The following is a 16,783-nucleotide window of genomic DNA, read 5'->3' as shown; positions in this document are numbered from 1 at the left end:
ATTACGACGATCAGGCAGTCGCCTTGTCGTCCTTCTTAAGACTTGCAGGCGGCCAGTTGTCGAGGCGCATGCCGAGGGACAGACCGCGGGAGGCCAGAACGTCCTTGATTTCAGTCAAGGATTTCTTGCCCAGGTTCGGAGTCTTCAACAGTTCCACTTCGGTACGCTGAATCAGGTCACCGATGTAGTAAATGTTTTCCGCCTTAAGGCAGTTAGCCGAACGTACAGTCAGTTCCAGATCGTCAACCGGGCGAAGCAGGATCGGATCGATCTCGTCTTCCTGCTCGACAACCACTGGCTCACTGTCACCCTTGAGGTCGACGAACGCAGCCAACTGCTGTTGCAGGATGGTTGCAGCGCGGCGAATAGCCTCTTCAGGATCCAGAGTACCGTTGGTTTCCAGATCAATAACCAGCTTGTCCAGGTTAGTACGCTGCTCGACACGGGCGTTTTCCACCACGTATGCGATACGGCGAACCGGGCTGAACGAAGAGTCAAGCTGCAAGCGACCGATGCTGCGGCTTTCGTCTTCATCGCTCTGACGCGAGTCTGCCGGTTCATAACCACGACCACGAGCTACTACGAGCTTCATGTTCAGAGCGCCGTTAGACGCCAGGTTAGCGATTACGTGATCGGGATTAACGATCTCGACATCATGATCCAGCTGAATATCGGCAGCGGTAACCACCCCCGAACCCTTCTTCGACAAGGTCAGCGTAACTTCGTCACGACCGTGCAGCTTGATAGCCAGACCTTTAAGGTTCAACAGGATTTCAATTACGTCTTCCTGTACACCTTCGATGGCGCTGTACTCGTGGAGCACACCGTCAATCTCGGCCTCGACTACTGCACAGCCGGGCATTGAGGACAACAGGATGCGGCGCAGCGCGTTGCCCAGGGTATGGCCGAAACCACGCTCGAGAGGCTCGAGAGTGATCTTGGCGCGGGTTGGACTGACAACCTGCACATCAATGTGGCGGGGTGTCAGGAACTCATTTACCGAAATCTGCATGGATGCACCTATTTTCTAGCCCTTACTTGGAGTAGAGCTCGACAATCAGGCTTTCGTTGATGTCGGCGGACAGATCACTGCGAGCTGGAACGTTCTTGAAAACGCCCGACTTCTTCTCAGTGTCTACTTCTACCCATTCTACGCGGCCACGTTGGGCACACAGATCGAGAGCTTGGACAATGCGAAGTTGATTTTTTGCTTTCTCGCGAACAGCGACCACGTCACCAGCACGAACCTGGTAGGACGGAACGTTAACGGTCTGACCGTTTACGCTGATCGACTTGTGCGATACCAGCTGACGGGATTCGGCACGAGTCGAACCAAAGCCCATACGGTATACAACGTTGTCCAGACGGCATTCGAGCAGTTGCAGCAGGTTCTCACCGGTTGCACCTTTCTTGCCAGCAGCTTCTTTGTAGTAGCCGCTGAATTGACGCTCGAGAACGCCGTAGATACGACGGACCTTCTGCTTTTCACGCAGTTGGGTGCCGTAGTCGGACTGGCGACCGCGGCGTTGGCCGTGGATACCAGGTGCTGCTTCAATGTTGCACTTCGATTCGATCGCGCGCACGCCGCTCTTCAGGAAGAGATCGGTGCCTTCGCGACGAGCGAGTTTGCATTTTGGACCAATGTAACGAGCCATTCTTTACAATCTCCTGGATTACACGCGGCGCTTCTTCGGCGGACGGCACCCGTTGTGCGGGATTGGCGTCACGTCGGTGATGCTGGCGATCTTGTAGCCACAGCCGTTCAAAGCGCGGACTGCGGATTCACGACCTGGACCTGGACCTTTGACGTTGACGTCGAGGTTTTTCAGGCCGTATTCCAGCGCAGCTTGACCAGCACGTTCAGCAGCTACCTGAGCAGCAAACGGGGTGGACTTGCGGGAACCGCGGAAACCCGAACCACCGGAGGTAGCCCAGGAAAGAGCGTTACCTTGACGGTCGGTAATGGTCACGATGGTGTTGTTAAAAGATGCATGGATGTGGGCGATGCCATCAACCACTGTCTTTTTAACTTTTTTACGAGGACGAGCAGCAGGTTTTGCCATGATTAAATTCCTGTCGATTCGCTGGGGCGATTACTTGCGGATCGGCTTACGCGGACCTTTACGGGTACGCGCGTTGGTCTTGGTACGCTGACCGCGCACTGGAAGACCGCGACGATGACGCAGACCGCGATAGCAACCGAGGTCCATCAAGCGCTTGATTTTCATGTTGATTTCGCGACGCAGGTCACCTTCAGTGGTGAACTTCGCCACTTCGCCACGCAGCTGTTCAATCTGCTCGTCGCTCAGATCTTTGATCTTTGCTGCTGGGTTTACCCCAGTCTCTGCACAAATTTTCTGTGCAGTAGTGCGACCAACACCATAGATGTAGGTCAGCGAGATAACAGTATGCTTGTTATCTGGAATGTTAACGCCTGCAATACGGGCCATTCAGTGGGACTCCAATTGACAGCTACCTACGCCCCGGAAGCCAAGAAATAGGGCGCGAGATAATATCGCTGTAATAACAAATAATCAACCCGGCAGCGCACTAGCTGCCGGGCTTGAAGCACAATCACACTCAGCCTTGGCGCTGTTTGTGACGCGGTTCCGCGCTGCAAATTACTCGAACAACACCTTCGCGGCGAATAATCTTGCAGTTACGGCACAGCTTTTTCACCGATGCACGAACTTTCATCACCAACTCCTCGAACCTTATGGGTCAGCGCAGCATGCCGCTGCCGTAACCCTTCAGGTTGGCTTTCTTCATCAGGGATTCGTACTGGTGCGAAACGAGGTGCGATTGTACTTGGGACATGAAGTCCATCACAACCACGACGACGATCAGCAACGAGGTCCCGCCAAGGTAGAACGGTACGTTGGCTGCAACCACCAGGAACTGGGGCAACAGGCAGACGGCCGTCATGTAAAGAGCACCGAACATGGTCAAGCGAGTCAGAACGCCATCAATGTAGCGCGCAGACTGCTCACCTGGACGGATGCCCGGAATAAAGGCACCGGACTTCTTCAGGTTTTCCGCTACGTCTTTCGGATTGAACATCAACGCCGTATAGAAGAAGCAGAAGAAAATAATCCCTGCACTAAACAGCAGAATATTCAACGGCTGACCAGGAGCGATCGACTGCGAGATGTCCTGCAACCAGCCCATACCTTCAGACTGACCGAACCAGGCACCCAACGAAGCCGGGAACAGCAAAATGCTGCTCGCGAAAATAGCCGGAATAACACCGGCCATGTTCACCTTCAGCGGCAAGTGGCTGGTCTGCGCAGCGAAGACCTTGCGGCCCTGCTGACGCTTGGCGTAGTGAACAGCAATACGACGCTGACCACGCTCAATGAACACCACGAAACCGATAATCGCTACTGCCAGCAAACCGATGGCAACCAGGGCGAAGATGTTGATATCACCCTGACGTGCAGACTCGAAAGACTGCCCGATCGCTCTCGGAAGACCGGCGACGATACCCGAAAAAATCAACATCGAGATACCGTTGCCAACACCACGCTCAGTAATCTGCTCACCCAGCCACATCATGAACATCGCACCAGCCACAAACGTGGATACCGCGACGAAATGGAAGCCAAAGTCACCAGTGAACGCAACGCCCTGCCCCGCCAGACCAATGGACATGCCAATGGCCTGGACGAGAGCGAGGACGACAGTGCCGTAGCGGGTGTACTGGCTGATCTTGCGACGGCCAGCTTCACCTTCCTTCTTCAACTGTTCCAGCTGCGGGCTGACGGCGGTCATCAGTTGCATGATGATCGATGCCGAGATGTACGGCATGATCCCCAGTGCAAAGATGCTCATCCGTTCCAGCGCGCCGCCGGAAAACATGTTGAACAAGCTAAGAATGGTCCCCTCATTCTGTCGAAACAGGTCCGCGAGTCGGTCCGGGTTGATACCTGGAACCGGGATGTGTGCGCCTATTCGGTAGACGATAATCGCCAGGAACAGAAAACGCAGACGAGCCCAGAGTTCAGACATACCGCCTTTGCCGAGCGCAGAGAGAGCACCTTGCTTAGCCATTTATTCCTCGAACTTGCCGCCAGCTGCTTCGATAGCCGCACGCGCACCTTTGGTGGCGCCGATTCCCTTGCCGATAGTGACAGCGCGAGTCACTTCACCGGACAGCATGATTTTCACACGCTGTACGTTGACGTTGATCACGTTGGCATCTTTCAGGGACTGCACGGTGACGATGTCGCCTTCCACTTTGGCCAGCTCGGACAGACGCACTTCTGCGCGGTCCATGGCTTTCAGGGAAACGAAACCGAACTTCGGCAGGCGACGATGCAGCGGCTGTTGACCGCCTTCAAAGCCTGGAGCAATGGTGCCACCGGAGCGAGAGGTCTGACCTTTGTGACCACGGCCACCAGTCTTACCCAAACCGCTACCGATACCACGGCCCGGACGATGCTTTTCGCGACGGGAACCCGGCGCTGGACTCAGATCATTGAGTTTCATCGATTAACCCTCGACACGCAGCATGTAGTAAGCCTTGTTGATCATCCCGCGATTCTCGGGAGTATCCTGGACTTCTACAGTGTGACCGATGCGACGCAGACCCAGACCCTTAACGCACAGTTTGTGGTTAGGGATGCGGCCGGTCATGCTTTTGATCAGCGTAACTTTAACGGTAGCCATGATCAGAAGATCTCCTTGACGCTTTTGCCACGCTTGGCGGCAATGGATTCAGGAGACTGCATTGCTTTCAAACCCTTGAAAGTGGCGTGAACCACGTTTACCGGGTTAGTCGAGCCGTAGCACTTGGCCAGAACGTTCTGAACGCCAGCAACTTCGAGGACAGCACGCATAGCGCCGCCAGCGATGATACCGGTACCTTCAGAAGCAGGCTGCATGTACACCTTCGAAGCGCCGTGAGCGGACTTCATGGCGTACTGCAGGGTGGTGCCGTTCAGATCAACCTGGATCATGTTGCGGCGAGCAGCTTCCATTGCCTTCTGGATCGCAGCAGGCACTTCACGCGACTTGCCACGGCCGAAGCCAACACGGCCCTTACCATCACCAACCACGGTCAACGCGGTGAAAGTGAAGATACGGCCGCCTTTAACGGTTTTGGCTACGCGGTTAACTTGAACCAGCTTCTCGATGTAGCCTTCGTCGCGCTTTTGGTCGTTATTTGACATAACTTAGAACTCCAGCCCAGCTTCACGAGCAGCATCAGCCAGCGCTTTAACGCGGCCGTGGTACTTGAAGCCAGAGCGGTCGAAAGCCACCTGCGAGACGCCAGCGGCCTTAGCACGCGTAGCGACCAGCTGGCCAACCTTAGTGGCCGCGTCGATGTTGCCGGTGGCACCATCACGCAGTTCTTTATCCAAAGTCGAGGCGCTTGCCAGGACTTTGTTGCCGTCGGCCGAAATGACCTGGGCGTAGATGTGCTGCGAAGAGCGGAACACGCAGAGACGCACGACTTCGAGTTCGTGCATTTTCAGGCGTGCTTTGCGAGCGCGACGCAGTCGAGTAACTTTTTTGTCGGTCATTTGCTATGCCCTACTTCTTCTTGGCTTCTTTACGACGGACGACTTCGTCCGCGTAGCGCACACCTTTGCCTTTGTACGGCTCTGGTGGACGGAAGTCGCGGATCTCGGCGGCCACTTGACCTACCAGCTGCTTGTCGATGCCCTTGATCAGGATATCGGTCTGGCTAGGAGTCTCAGCGGTGATGCCTTCCGGCAGTTCGTAATCCACTGGGTGCGAGAAGCCAAGAGCCAGGTTCAGCACTGTGCCTTTTGCTTGCGCTTTGTAACCAACACCGACCAGCTGGAGCTTGCGCTCGAAGCCTTGGCTTACGCCTTGGACCATGTTGTTTACCAACGCACGAGTGGTACCAGCCATTGCGCGAGTCTGTTGATCGCCATTGCGAGCAGCGAAACGCAGCTCACCAGCTTCTTCAACGATCTCAACGGACGAATGGATGTTCAGTTCGAGAGTGCCCTTGGCACCCTTCACCGAAAGCTGTTGGCCTGCGAATTTTACTTCGACACCGGCTGGCAGCTTAACGGGGTTCTTAGCGACGCGAGACATGCTTATCCCCCCTTAGAACACAGTGCAAAGAACTTCGCCGCCGACACCGGCAGCGCGCGCAGCACGATCAGTCATCACACCCTTGTTGGTGGAGACGATAGACACACCGAGACCGCCACGAACTTTTGGCAGATCATCGACGGACTTGTACTGACGCAGGCCTGGACGGCTAACGCGCTTCACTTCTTCGATAACCGGACGGCCTTCGAAGTACTTCAGCTCGATGGACAGCAGTGGTTTGATTTCGCTGCTGATCTGATAACCCGCAATGTAACCTTCGTCCTTCAGGACTTTGGCAACAGCTACCTTCAACGTGGAAGATGGCATGCTTACGACGGACTTTTCAGCCATCTGGGCATTACGGATACGAGTTAGCATGTCCGCTAACGGGTCCTGCATACTCATGGGCTAGACGCTCCTAATACAAAAAAATTAGCCTTGCGGCTATTACGTGTCGCCGAGAATCTCCGGGCATGAAAAACACGGGCTCAGGCGAGCCGGGTATTCTAGACACACCCCAGAAATGAATCAAGCCCCAAAAGGGGCTTGATCCAGATTCAAGGCCACCGGTGGTCAGGATCTTGCGATCCTGGACACCGAGACTTTGACAGTACTTACCAGCTGGCTTTAACCAGACCCGGTACGTCACCACGCATGGCAGCTTCACGCAGCTTGTTACGGCCGAGGCCGAACTTGCGGTAAACGCCGTGTGGACGACCGGTCAGGCGGCAGCGGTTACGCATGCGCGAAGCGCTTGCGTCACGTGGCTGCTTCTGCAGGGCTACTGTAGCTTCCCAACGCGCTTCTGGACTTGCGTTCAGATCAACGATGATAGCTTTCAGTGCTGCACGCTTCTTGGCGTACTTGGCAACCGTGAGCTGACGCTTCAGCTCGCGGTTTTTCATGCTCATCTTGGCCATGGTCCTACTCCAATCAGTTGCGGAACGGGAATTTGAACGCACGCAGCAGAGCGCGGCCTTCATCATCGTTCTTGGCAGTGGTGGTCAGGGTGATGTCCAGACCGCGGAGAGCATCGATCTTGTCGTAGTCGATTTCCGGGAAGATGATCTGCTCTTTCACGCCCATGCTGTAGTTGCCACGACCATCGAAGGACTTGGCATTCAGGCCGCGGAAGTCGCGAACCCGAGGCAGGGAGATCGACAGCAGACGATCCAGGAACTCGTACATACGCTCACGGCGCAGGGTCACTTTGACGCCGATCGGCCAACCTTCACGGACTTTAAAGCCTGCGATGGATTTCCGAGCGTAGGTCACAACGACTTTCTGGCCGGTGATCTTTTCCAGGTCAGCAACAGCGTGCTCGATGACTTTTTTGTCGCCGATCGCTTCGCCCAGACCCATGTTCAGGGTGATTTTGGTAACGCGCGGAACTTCCATCACGTTCGAAAGCTTAAGTTCTTCCTTAAGTTTCGGAGCGATTTCCTTCCGGTAAATCTCTTTTAGTCGTGCCATGGTCTTCTACCTAGCAGTGTTCAAGCATCAACCGCTTTTTGGGTCGACTTGAAGACACGAATTTTCTTACCGTCTTCTACTTTGAAACCAACGCGGTCAGCCTTGTTGGTTTCGCCGTTGAAGATGGCGACGTTGGAAGCGTGCAGTGGCGCTTCTTTCTCGACGATACCGCCCTGTACGCCCGACATCGGGTTAGGCTTGGTATGACGCTTGACCAGGTTCAGACCACCAACAACCAGACGGTTGTCAGCAAGAACCTTCAGCACCTTACCGCGCTTACCTTTGTCTTTGCCGGCGATCACGATGATCTCGTCGTCACGACGAATCTTTTGCATGTCGGATCTCCTTACAGCACTTCTGGGGCGAGCGAGACGATCTTCATGAACTTCTCAGTACGAAGTTCACGGGTCACTGGCCCAAAGATACGGGTGCCGATCGGCTCTTGCTTGTTGTTCAACAGAACAGCAGCGTTGCCATCAAAGCGGATAATGGAGCCATCAGCACGACGTACGCCGTGACGAGTGCGGACTACAACAGCAGTCATCACTTGGCCTTTTTTCACTTTACCGCGAGGAATTGCTTCCTTGACGGTAACTTTGATGATGTCACCGATACCAGCGTAACGACGATGGGAGCCACCCAGCACCTTGATGCACATAACGCGGCGAGCGCCGCTGTTATCGGCCACATCGAGCATGGATTGAGTCTGAATCATATAATTTCTCCGACCCCTAGTCCTTAGACTTCCACAGCGCGTTCGAGAACATCAACCAGCGCCCAAGACTTGGTCTTGGCCAAAGGACGAGTTTCACGAATAGTGACTTTGTCGCCGATGTGGCACTGATTGGTTTCGTCGTGCGCGTGCAGCTTAGTCGAACGCTTAACGTATTTACCGTAGATCGGGTGCTTAACGCGACGCTCGATCAGAACGGTGATGGTTTTGTCCATCTTGTCGCTGACAACACGGCCAGTCAGCGTACGGACAGTTTTTTCGGCTTCAGCCATGATTACTTACCTGCCTGCTGGTTGAGCACAGTCTTCACGCGAGCGATGTCACGCTTAACTTGCGAGAGCAGATGAGACTGCCCCAACTGGCCAGTTGCTTTCTGCATACGCAGATTGAACTGGTCGCGCAGCAGGCCGAGCAGTTGCTCGTTCAGCTGCTGTGCGGATTTTTCACGAAGTTCATTCGCTTTCATCACATCACCGTCCGTTTAACAAAGGAGGTGGCGAGCGGCAGCTTTGCAGCAGCCAGGGCGAAAGCCTCACGCGCCAGCTCTTCAGAAACACCCTCGATTTCATACAGGACTTTGCCTGGCTGAATCTGGGCAACCCAGTACTCCACGTTACCCTTACCTTTACCCATACGAACCTCGAGAGGTTTTTTGGAGATCGGCTTGTCCGGGAATACACGGATCCAGATCTTGCCGCCACGTTTTACGTGACGGGTCAGAGCACGACGCGCTGACTCGATCTGACGAGCGGTGAGACGACCACGAGCAACAGACTTCAGCGCGAACTCGCCGAAGCTGACTTTGCTACCGCGCAATGCCAGGCCACGGTTGTGACCAGTCATTTGCTTGCGGAACTTCGTACGCTTTGGTTGCAACATTTGGCGTACCCCTTACTTAGCAGCTTTTTTACGAGGCGCTGGTGCTTGTGGTTTCAGTTCTTCTTGGCGACCACCAATTACTTCGCCTTTGAAGATCCAAACCTTTACACCGATCACACCGTAAGTGGTGTGAGCTTCGTAGTTGGCATAGTCGATGTCGGCACGCAGGGTGTGCAATGGCACACGACCTTCGCGATACCATTCAGTACGTGCGATTTCAGCACCGCCGAGACGACCGCTCACTTGGATTTTGATGCCTTTGGCACCAATGCGCATGGCGTTCTGTACGGCGCGCTTCATAGCACGACGGAACATTACGCGACGCTCCAGCTGCTGAGCTACGCTCTGCGCAACCAGCATACCGTCGAGCTCCGGCTTGCGGATCTCTTCGATATTGATGTGCACAGGCACACCCATTTGCTTGGTCAGGTCCTGACGCAGTTTCTCAACATCTTCACCTTTCTTCCCGATAACGATACCTGGACGAGCGGTGTGGATGGTGATGCGTGCAGTTTGGGCCGGACGATGGATATCGATACGGCTTACGGACGCGCTTTTTAGTTTGTCTTGGAGGTACTCACGCACATTCAGATCTGCGAGCAAATAGTCCGCATAAGTCCGACCGTCTGCGTACCAGACGGAGGTGTGCTCCTTGACGATTCCCAGGCGAATGCCAATGGGATGTACTTTCTGACCCATCTCTTCGACTCCGTTACTTGTCAGCAACCTTGACAGTGATATGGCAAGACCGCTTGACGATGCGATCAGCACGGCCTTTGGCACGTGGCATGATGCGCTTCAGCGAACGCCCTTCGTTGACGAAAACGGTGCTGACCTTCAGGTCATCAACGTCTGCGCCTTCGTTATGCTCGGCGTTGGCTACGGCCGACTCCAGCACTTTCTTCATGATCTCGGCGGCTTTCTTACTGCTGAAAGCCAACAGGTTGAGCGCTTCGCCCACCTTCTTCCCGCGGATCTGGTCGGCGACCAAGCGGGCTTTCTGGGCGGAGATTCGAGCGCCCGACAACTTAGCGGCTACTTCCATTTCCTAACCCCTTAACGCTTGGCTTTCTTGTCTGCCACGTGCCCGCGATAAGTGCGGGTACCGGCGAACTCGCCCAGTTTGTGGCCGACCATGTCTTCGTTCACGAGAACTGGGACGTGCTGACGACCGTTGTGTACTGCGATGGTCAGACCGACCATTTGTGGCAGGATCATCGAACGACGCGACCAGGTTTTCACCGGTTTGCGATCGTTCTTTTCCGCCGCCACTTCGATCTTCTTCAGTAGGTGAAGATCGATAAAAGGACCTTTTTTCAGAGAACGTGGCACTGTCGTATCCCTCTATTTACTTGCGACGACGGACGATCATTTTGTCGGTACGCTTATTACCACGAGTCTTCGCGCCCTTAGTCGGGAAGCCCCATGGCGATACCGGATGACGACCACCAGAGGTACGACCTTCACCACCACCATGTGGGTGGTCAACCGGGTTCATGGCAACACCACGAACGGTTGGGCGAACGCCACGCCAGCGTTTGGCACCGGCTTTACCCAGCGAACGCAGGCTGTGCTCGGAGTTCGAGACTTCGCCCAGGGTCGCACGGCATTCAGCCAGGACTTTACGCATTTCACCGGAACGCAGACGCAGGGTAACGTACACGCCTTCACGAGCGATCAGCTGAGCCGAAGCACCAGCGGAACGAGCGATCTGCGCGCCTTTACCTGGCTTCAGTTCGATGCCGTGTACGGTAGAACCGACTGGAATGTTGCGCAGTTGCAGAGCGTTGCCTGGCTTGATTGGAGCCAGAGCGCCTGCGATCAGCTGGTCGCCAGCACTCACGCCTTTAGGGGCGATGATGTAGCGGCGCTCGCCGTCTGCGTAGCAGAGCAGTGCGATGTGAGCAGTACGGTTTGGATCGTATTCGATACGCTCGACAGTGGCGACGATGCCATCTTTGTCGTTGCGACGGAAATCGACCATACGGTAATGCTGCTTATGACCACCACCGATGTGACGAGTGGTAATACGGCCATTGTTGTTACGACCACCAGTCTTCGATTTCTTCTCGAGCAGCGGTGCGTGAGGAGCGCCTTTATGCAGCTCCTGGTTGACCACCTTGACCACAAAACGGCGGCCAGGGGAAGTCGGTTTGCATTTAACGATTGCCATGATGCACCCCTTCCTTACTCAGCACTGCTGCTGAAATCGAGATCTTGGCCTGGCTGAAGGGAGATAACTGCCTTCTTCCAGTCATTACGCTTGCCCAGACCGCGAGCAGTGCGCTTGCTCTTACCCAGAACATTCAGGGTAGTTACACGCTCTACTTTCACGCTGAACAGGCTTTCGACGGCCTTCTTGATTTCCAGCTTGGTTGCGTCAGTAGCAACCTTGAAAACGAACTGGCCTTTCTTGTCTGCCAGAACCGTAGCCTTCTCGGAAACGTGCGGGCCAAGCAGAACTTTAAATACGCGTTCCTGGTTCATCCCAGCAGCTCCTCGAATTTCTTCACGGCCGACACGGTGATCAACACCTTGTCGTATGCGATCAGACTAACTGGATCGGAACCTTGCACGTCACGTACATCTACGTGTGGCAGGTTACGAGCAGCCAGGTACAGGTTCTGATCAACAGCGTCCGACACGATCAGAACATCGGTCAGGCTCATGTTGTTCAGCTTGCCCAGCAGGTCTTTGGTTTTCGGCGTTTCAACGGCGAAATCCTGAACCACGACCAGACGATCAGTACGCACCAGCTCAGCAAGGATGGAACGCATTGCTGCGCGGTACATCTTCTTGTTCAGCTTCTGGGAGTGATCCTGAGGACGAGCTGCGAAAGTGGTACCGCCGCCACGCCAGATTGGGCTACGGATAGTACCGGCACGAGCACGGCCAGTACCTTTCTGACGCCATGGGCGCTTGCCGCCACCACGAACGTCGGAACGGGTCTTTTGCTGCTTGGAACCCTGACGGCCGCCGGCCATGTAGGCCACGACTGCTTGGTGAACCAGCGTCTCGTTGAATTCGCCGCCAAATGTCAGTTCGGAAACTTCGATCGCTTGAGCGTCATTTACATTTAATTGCATGTCAGCTTCCCCTTAACCGCGAGCCTTGGCTGCTGGACGTACAACCAAGTTGCCGCCAGTAGCGCCAGGAACAGCGCCCTTGACCAACAACAGATTGCGTTCAGCGTCCACGCGCACTACTTCGAGGGACTGCACGGTCACGCGCTCAGCGCCCATATGACCGGACATTTTTTTGCCCTTGAATACACGACCAGGAGTCTGGCACTGGCCGATAGAGCCTGGAACGCGGTGGGATACGGAGTTACCGTGGGTGTTATCTTGCCCGCGGAAATTCCAACGCTTGATCGTACCCTGGAAGCCTTTACCTTTGGACTGACCGGTTACATCAACCAGTTGACCAGCGGCGAAGATTTCAGCGTTGATCAGATCGCCGGCCTGGTACTCGCCTTCTTCAAGACGGAATTCCATTACGGTACGACCAGCGGCAACGTTCGCCTTAGCGAAGTGGCCAGCCTGAGCTGCTGTTACACGCGAAGCACGACGCTCGCCGACAGTGACTTGCACTGCACGATAGCCATCGGTCTCTTCAGTTTTGAACTGGGTGACGCGATTCGGCTCGATCTCAATGACCGTGACCGGAATGGAGACACCTTCTTCGGTGAAAATACGGGTCATACCGCATTTACGACCGACTACACCAATAGTCATGTTGTAAACCTCATGAGTGTACGGGGCTTTCACCCGCTATGGCCGCCCATTTCAGAGCGTTACACGACTAAGACCGAGTCTTAGCCGAGGCTGATCTGCACTTCCACACCGGCCGCAAGATCAAGCTTCATAAGAGCATCAACGGTTTTATCCGTTGGCTGGACGATGTCCAGAACGCGCTTATGAGTACGGATCTCGTACTGGTCACGCGCGTCTTTGTTGACGTGCGGGGAGACCAGAACGGTGAACCGCTCTTTACGGGTAGGCAGTGGAATTGGACCACGCACTTGAGCACCAGTACGTTTCGCGGTTTCCACGATTTCCTGGGTTGATTGGTCGATCAGGCGATGGTCGAAAGCCTTCAACCTGATACGGATTTGCTGATTTTGCATTGGATTTCAGACTCCGGCTGCTATTCCCACCGGGCGCAATACGCCCGTTAAAAGGAGGCGCAATTCTATAGACGCCCCAGATAGGTGTCAACCCAATAAAAAAGCCCCCGCTGAGCGGGGGCTTTTCAAAGCATCGAAGCTATCTCAAAAGAGATGCTTACTCGATGATTTTGGCTACGACGCCAGCGCCGACGGTACGACCGCCTTCACGGATAGCGAAACGCAGACCGTCTTCCATTGCGATGGTCTTGATCAGGGTAACTTCCATCTGGATGTTATCACCTGGCATTACCATTTCAACGCCTTCTGGCAGCTGGCAGTTACCAGTCACGTCAGTAGTACGGAAGTAGAACTGTGGACGGTAGCCTTTGAAGAACGGAGTGTGACGGCCGCCTTCTTCCTTGCTCAGAACGTAAACTTCTGCGGTGAACTTGGTGTGCGGCTTAACCGAACCTGGCTTAACCAGAACCTGGCCACGCTCAACGTCGTCACGCTTGGTACCACGCAGCAGAACGCCGCAGTTCTCGCCAGCACGACCTTCGTCGAGCAGCTTGCGGAACATTTCAACACCAGTGCAGGTGGTGGTGGTGGTGTCACGCAGACCAACGATTTCCAGTGCATCTTGAACGCGAACGATACCGCGCTCGATACGACCAGTCACAACAGTACCACGACCCGAGATCGAGAATACGTCTTCGATTGGCATCAGGAATGGCTTGTCGATAGCACGCTCTGGTTCTGGGATGTAGCTGTCCAGAGTCTCAACCAGTTTACGAACGGCAGTGGTGCCCATTTCGTTGTCGTCTTTGCCTTCCAGCGCCATACGAGCCGAACCGATGATGATTGGAGTGTCATCGCCCGGGAAGTCGTAGGTGGACAGCAGGTCGCGAACTTCCATCTCGACCAGTTCCAGCAGCTCAGCGTCGTCTACCAGGTCAGCCTTGTTCAGGAAAACCACGATGTACGGAACGCCTACCTGACGGGACAGCAGGATGTGCTCACGGGTTTGTGGCATCGGACCATCAGCGGCCGAGCAAACCAGGATCGCGCCGTCCATCTGGGCAGCACCGGTGATCATGTTCTTCACATAGTCAGCGTGACCTGGGCAGTCAACGTGAGCGTAGTGACGGATCTTCGAGTTGTACTCGACGTGCGCGGTGTTGATGGTGATACCACGAGCTTTTTCTTCTGGAGCGCTGTCGATTTTATCGAAATCAACGATTGCGGAACCGAAAACTTCGGAGCAAACGCGAGTCAGAGCTGCGGTCAGAGTGGTTTTACCGTGGTCAACGTGACCGATGGTGCCAACGTTGACGTGCGGTAGGGAACGATCAAATTTTTCTTTAGCCACGACAATTAACTCCTTGCCTAAAGGACTGAATCAGCCTTGTTTTTTGGTAACGGTTTCGACGATGTGCGACGGAGCCGTATTGTATTTTTTGAATTCCATAGAGTAGCTTGCGCGACCCTGGGACATCGAACGAACGTCGGTCGCATAACCGAACATCTCGCCCAACGGAACTTCAGCACGGATCACTTTACCGGAAACCGTGTCTTCCATACCCAGAATCATGCCGCGACGACGATTGAGGTCGCCCATCACGTCACCCATATAGTCTTCAGGCGTAACAACCTCTACTGCCATGATCGGCTCGAGCAACTCACCACCACCCTTCTGGGCCAGTTGCTTGGTCGCCATGGAAGCAGCCACCTTAAACGCCATCTCGTTCGAGTCGACGTCGTGGTAAGAACCATCAAACACGGTAGCCTTCAGGCCGATCAGCGGATAGCCGGCAACTACGCCGTTCTTCATCTGCTCTTCGATACCCTTCTGGATAGCCGGGATGTATTCCTTAGGAACCACACCACCCACTACTTCGTTCACGAATTGCAGACCTTCCTGACCTTCGTCAGCAGGAGCAAAACGGATCCAGCAATGGCCGAACTGGCCACGACCACCGGATTGACGAACGAACTTGCCTTCGATTTCGCAGTTCTTCGTGATGCGCTCACGATAGGAAACCTGAGGCTTACCGATGTTGGCTTCGACGTTGAACTCACGGCGCATCCGGTCAACCAGGATGTCCAGGTGCAGCTCGCCCATGCCAGAGATGATCGTTTGACCAGTCTCTTCATCAGTCTTGACGCGGAAAGACGGGTCTTCCTGAGCAAGCTTGCCCAGAGCGATACCCATTTTTTCCTGGTCATCCTTGGTCTTAGGCTCAACGGCAACCGAAATAACCGGCTCCGGGAAGTCCATGCGAACCAGGATGATTGGCTTGTCAGCGTTGCACAAGGTTTCACCAGTGGTGACGTCCTTCATGCCGATCAGGGCCGCGATGTCACCAGCGCGTACTTCCTTGATCTCTTCACGGGCGTTTGCGTGCATCTGCACCATACGGCCCACGCGCTCTTTCTTGCCTTTGACCGAGTTGATCACGCCGTCGCCGGAGGCCAACACGCCCGAGTAAACGCGGACGAAGGTCAAGGTACCCACGAATGGGTCGGTAGCGATCTTGAACGCCAGAGCCGAGAACGGCTCGTTGTCATCTGCATGACGCTCCATCTGCTTTTCCTCGTCATCCGGGTCAGTACCCTTGATGGCAGGAATGTCGGTTGGAGCAGGCAGGTAGTCGATAACGGCGTCGAGAACCAGGGGAACACCCTTGTTCTTGAAGGAAGAACCGCAAACAGCCAGAACGATCTCACCAGCGATAGTACGCTGACGCAGAGCACCCTTGATTTCCTCGATGGAGAGCTCTTCCCCTTCGAGGTACTTGTTCATCAGCTCTTCGCTGGCTTCGGCCGCAGCCTCAACCATGTTGTTGCGCCACTCTTCAGCCAGCTCCTGCAATTCAGCAGGGATGGCTTCACGACGAGGAGTCATACCCTTGTCGGCATCGTTCCAGTAAACGGCTTCCATGGTCATCAGATCGATCTGACCCTGGAAGTTGTCTTCGGAACCGATAGCCAGCTGGATAGGCACCGGAGTGTGACCCAGACGCTGCTTGATCTGAGCGATCACGCGCAGGAAGTTCGCACCGGCACGGTCCATCTTGTTCACGTAAACGATACGTGGAACGCCGTACTTGTTGGCTTGACGCCATACGGTTTCGGACTGAGGCTCAACGCCGGAGGTGCCGCAGAACACAACGACCGCGCCGTCGAGTACACGCAGGGAACGTTCAACTTCAATGGTGAAGTCTACGTGGCCCGGGGTATCGATGACGTTGAAGCGGTATTGGTCTTTGTGCTGCTTGGCCGAACCCTGCCAGAAGGCGGTAATGGCAGCAGAAGTAATGGTAATACCACGCTCCTGCTCCTGAACCATCCAGTCAGTGGTCGCAGCGCCGTCATGCACTTCGCCCATCTTGTGGCTTTTGCCAGTGTAAAAAAGGACGCGCTCGGTGGTGGTGGTTTTACCAGCATCCACGTGAGCAACGATACCGATGTTACGGTAGCGATTAATCGGTGTAGTACGAGCCATAAAGCCCTCGCAAAAT

Annotated in this window: 29 protein-coding genes; all 29 read right to left on the bottom strand. The window is 54.9% G+C overall.

Features of this window, described 5'->3' with window-relative positions; all coding sequences use genetic code 11:
- Positions 1–10: 10 nt before the first annotated feature.
- The 29 genes from CD175_RS28250 to fusA all read right to left on the bottom strand — a co-directional run bounded on the left by CD175_RS28250 (position 11) and on the right by fusA (position 16,767).
- A complete protein-coding gene (locus CD175_RS28250; protein ID WP_007970428.1) occupies positions 11–1,012 on the bottom strand; it encodes a DNA-directed RNA polymerase subunit alpha in 1,002 nt (333 codons plus the stop codon).
- A gap of 22 nt (positions 1,013–1,034) precedes the next feature.
- On the bottom strand, positions 1,035–1,655 hold the full coding sequence (rpsD, locus tag CD175_RS28245; RefSeq protein WP_003176404.1) for a 30S ribosomal protein S4: 621 nt from the start codon (positions 1,653–1,655) through the stop codon (positions 1,035–1,037).
- A gap of 18 nt (positions 1,656–1,673) precedes the next feature.
- Positions 1,674–2,063, bottom strand: a complete 390-nt coding sequence (gene rpsK, locus CD175_RS28240) for a 30S ribosomal protein S11 (protein WP_002555466.1) — start codon at positions 2,061–2,063, stop codon at positions 1,674–1,676.
- A 30-nt stretch (positions 2,064–2,093) separates the two neighbouring features.
- The gene (gene rpsM, locus CD175_RS28235) at positions 2,094–2,450 is read right to left on the bottom strand and encodes a 30S ribosomal protein S13 (protein ID WP_009045849.1); all 357 of its coding nucleotides are present in this window, start codon (positions 2,448–2,450) and stop codon (positions 2,094–2,096) included.
- 130 nt (positions 2,451–2,580) lie between these two features.
- Positions 2,581–2,697 (bottom strand): 50S ribosomal protein L36, encoded by a 117-nt coding sequence (gene rpmJ / locus CD175_RS28230; protein WP_002555468.1) that lies wholly within the window; start codon positions 2,695–2,697, stop codon positions 2,581–2,583.
- A 24-nt stretch (positions 2,698–2,721) separates the two neighbouring features.
- Positions 2,722–4,050 carry a preprotein translocase subunit SecY gene (secY, locus tag CD175_RS28225; protein ID WP_003228718.1) on the bottom strand — a complete coding sequence of 443 codons (1,329 nt, stop codon included), beginning with the start codon at positions 4,048–4,050 and terminating at the stop codon, positions 2,722–2,724.
- On the bottom strand, positions 4,051–4,488 hold the full coding sequence (gene rplO / locus CD175_RS28220) for a 50S ribosomal protein L15 (RefSeq protein ID WP_003228720.1): 438 nt from the start codon (positions 4,486–4,488) through the stop codon (positions 4,051–4,053). It lies immediately after the preceding gene.
- A 3-nt stretch (positions 4,489–4,491) separates the two neighbouring features.
- Complete coding sequence (rpmD, locus tag CD175_RS28215) at positions 4,492–4,668, bottom strand: 50S ribosomal protein L30 (protein WP_003176408.1); 177 nt, start codon at positions 4,666–4,668, stop codon at positions 4,492–4,494.
- A 2-nt stretch (positions 4,669–4,670) separates the two neighbouring features.
- Complete coding sequence (rpsE, locus tag CD175_RS28210; protein ID WP_003186035.1) at positions 4,671–5,171, bottom strand: 30S ribosomal protein S5; 501 nt, start codon at positions 5,169–5,171, stop codon at positions 4,671–4,673.
- Positions 5,172–5,174: 3 nt separating this feature from the next.
- Complete coding sequence (gene rplR, locus CD175_RS28205; protein WP_003186037.1) at positions 5,175–5,525, bottom strand: 50S ribosomal protein L18; 351 nt, start codon at positions 5,523–5,525, stop codon at positions 5,175–5,177.
- 10 nt (positions 5,526–5,535) lie between these two features.
- Entirely contained in the window at positions 5,536–6,069 is a 534-nt protein-coding gene (rplF, locus tag CD175_RS28200; protein ID WP_003176412.1) for a 50S ribosomal protein L6, read from the bottom strand.
- Positions 6,070–6,081: 12 nt separating this feature from the next.
- Positions 6,082–6,474: a 30S ribosomal protein S8 gene (gene rpsH / locus CD175_RS28195; RefSeq protein ID WP_003186040.1), complete on the bottom strand. Its 393-nt coding sequence runs from the start codon at positions 6,472–6,474 to the stop codon at positions 6,082–6,084.
- A gap of 209 nt (positions 6,475–6,683) precedes the next feature.
- A complete protein-coding gene (gene rpsN, locus CD175_RS28190; protein ID WP_003176414.1) occupies positions 6,684–6,989 on the bottom strand; it encodes a 30S ribosomal protein S14 in 306 nt (101 codons plus the stop codon).
- Positions 6,990–7,002: 13 nt separating this feature from the next.
- On the bottom strand, positions 7,003–7,542 hold the full coding sequence (rplE, locus tag CD175_RS28185; protein WP_003210069.1) for a 50S ribosomal protein L5: 540 nt from the start codon (positions 7,540–7,542) through the stop codon (positions 7,003–7,005).
- A gap of 20 nt (positions 7,543–7,562) precedes the next feature.
- The gene (rplX, locus tag CD175_RS28180; protein ID WP_003186046.1) at positions 7,563–7,877 is read right to left on the bottom strand and encodes a 50S ribosomal protein L24; all 315 of its coding nucleotides are present in this window, start codon (positions 7,875–7,877) and stop codon (positions 7,563–7,565) included.
- A gap of 11 nt (positions 7,878–7,888) precedes the next feature.
- The gene (gene rplN / locus CD175_RS28175; protein WP_002555479.1) at positions 7,889–8,257 is read right to left on the bottom strand and encodes a 50S ribosomal protein L14; all 369 of its coding nucleotides are present in this window, start codon (positions 8,255–8,257) and stop codon (positions 7,889–7,891) included.
- 23 nt (positions 8,258–8,280) lie between these two features.
- Positions 8,281–8,547 carry a 30S ribosomal protein S17 gene (gene rpsQ, locus CD175_RS28170; protein WP_003176419.1) on the bottom strand — a complete coding sequence of 89 codons (267 nt, stop codon included), beginning with the start codon at positions 8,545–8,547 and terminating at the stop codon, positions 8,281–8,283.
- A 2-nt stretch (positions 8,548–8,549) separates the two neighbouring features.
- On the bottom strand, positions 8,550–8,741 hold the full coding sequence (gene rpmC, locus CD175_RS28165; RefSeq protein ID WP_002555481.1) for a 50S ribosomal protein L29: 192 nt from the start codon (positions 8,739–8,741) through the stop codon (positions 8,550–8,552).
- Positions 8,741–9,154: a 50S ribosomal protein L16 gene (gene rplP, locus CD175_RS28160; protein WP_003228729.1), complete on the bottom strand. Its 414-nt coding sequence runs from the start codon at positions 9,152–9,154 to the stop codon at positions 8,741–8,743. Before rplP ends, rpmC begins: the two co-directional genes overlap by 1 nt.
- A gap of 12 nt (positions 9,155–9,166) precedes the next feature.
- Positions 9,167–9,853, bottom strand: a complete 687-nt coding sequence (rpsC, locus tag CD175_RS28155) for a 30S ribosomal protein S3 (RefSeq protein ID WP_007970424.1) — start codon at positions 9,851–9,853, stop codon at positions 9,167–9,169.
- A gap of 13 nt (positions 9,854–9,866) precedes the next feature.
- The gene (gene rplV, locus CD175_RS28150; RefSeq protein WP_003103908.1) at positions 9,867–10,199 is read right to left on the bottom strand and encodes a 50S ribosomal protein L22; all 333 of its coding nucleotides are present in this window, start codon (positions 10,197–10,199) and stop codon (positions 9,867–9,869) included.
- Positions 10,200–10,210: 11 nt separating this feature from the next.
- Positions 10,211–10,486 carry a 30S ribosomal protein S19 gene (gene rpsS, locus CD175_RS28145; protein ID WP_002555486.1) on the bottom strand — a complete coding sequence of 92 codons (276 nt, stop codon included), beginning with the start codon at positions 10,484–10,486 and terminating at the stop codon, positions 10,211–10,213.
- A gap of 16 nt (positions 10,487–10,502) precedes the next feature.
- On the bottom strand, positions 10,503–11,327 hold the full coding sequence (rplB, locus tag CD175_RS28140; RefSeq protein WP_003228734.1) for a 50S ribosomal protein L2: 825 nt from the start codon (positions 11,325–11,327) through the stop codon (positions 10,503–10,505).
- A 14-nt stretch (positions 11,328–11,341) separates the two neighbouring features.
- A complete protein-coding gene (rplW, locus tag CD175_RS28135) occupies positions 11,342–11,641 on the bottom strand; it encodes a 50S ribosomal protein L23 (protein WP_002555488.1) in 300 nt (99 codons plus the stop codon).
- On the bottom strand, positions 11,638–12,240 hold the full coding sequence (rplD, locus tag CD175_RS28130) for a 50S ribosomal protein L4 (protein ID WP_003228735.1): 603 nt from the start codon (positions 12,238–12,240) through the stop codon (positions 11,638–11,640). The genes rplW and rplD overlap by 4 nt, the downstream gene beginning before the upstream one ends.
- A 12-nt stretch (positions 12,241–12,252) precedes the next feature.
- Positions 12,253–12,888 carry a 50S ribosomal protein L3 gene (gene rplC / locus CD175_RS28125; RefSeq protein ID WP_003186059.1) on the bottom strand — a complete coding sequence of 212 codons (636 nt, stop codon included), beginning with the start codon at positions 12,886–12,888 and terminating at the stop codon, positions 12,253–12,255.
- A gap of 80 nt (positions 12,889–12,968) precedes the next feature.
- The gene (rpsJ, locus tag CD175_RS28120) at positions 12,969–13,280 is read right to left on the bottom strand and encodes a 30S ribosomal protein S10 (RefSeq protein ID WP_003186070.1); all 312 of its coding nucleotides are present in this window, start codon (positions 13,278–13,280) and stop codon (positions 12,969–12,971) included.
- A gap of 157 nt (positions 13,281–13,437) precedes the next feature.
- A complete protein-coding gene (tuf, locus tag CD175_RS28115) occupies positions 13,438–14,631 on the bottom strand; it encodes an elongation factor Tu (protein WP_008053875.1) in 1,194 nt (397 codons plus the stop codon).
- A gap of 30 nt (positions 14,632–14,661) precedes the next feature.
- On the bottom strand, positions 14,662–16,767 hold the full coding sequence (fusA, locus tag CD175_RS28110) for an elongation factor G (RefSeq protein ID WP_057400627.1): 2,106 nt from the start codon (positions 16,765–16,767) through the stop codon (positions 14,662–14,664).
- Positions 16,768–16,783: the final 16 nt, after the last annotated feature.

Origin of the sequence: Pseudomonas laurylsulfatiphila (genome assembly GCF_002934665.1) — a bacterium.
GTDB lineage: Bacteria > Pseudomonadota > Gammaproteobacteria > Pseudomonadales > Pseudomonadaceae > Aquipseudomonas > Aquipseudomonas laurylsulfatiphila.
This window is presented reverse-complemented; position numbering and strand designations above follow the sequence as displayed.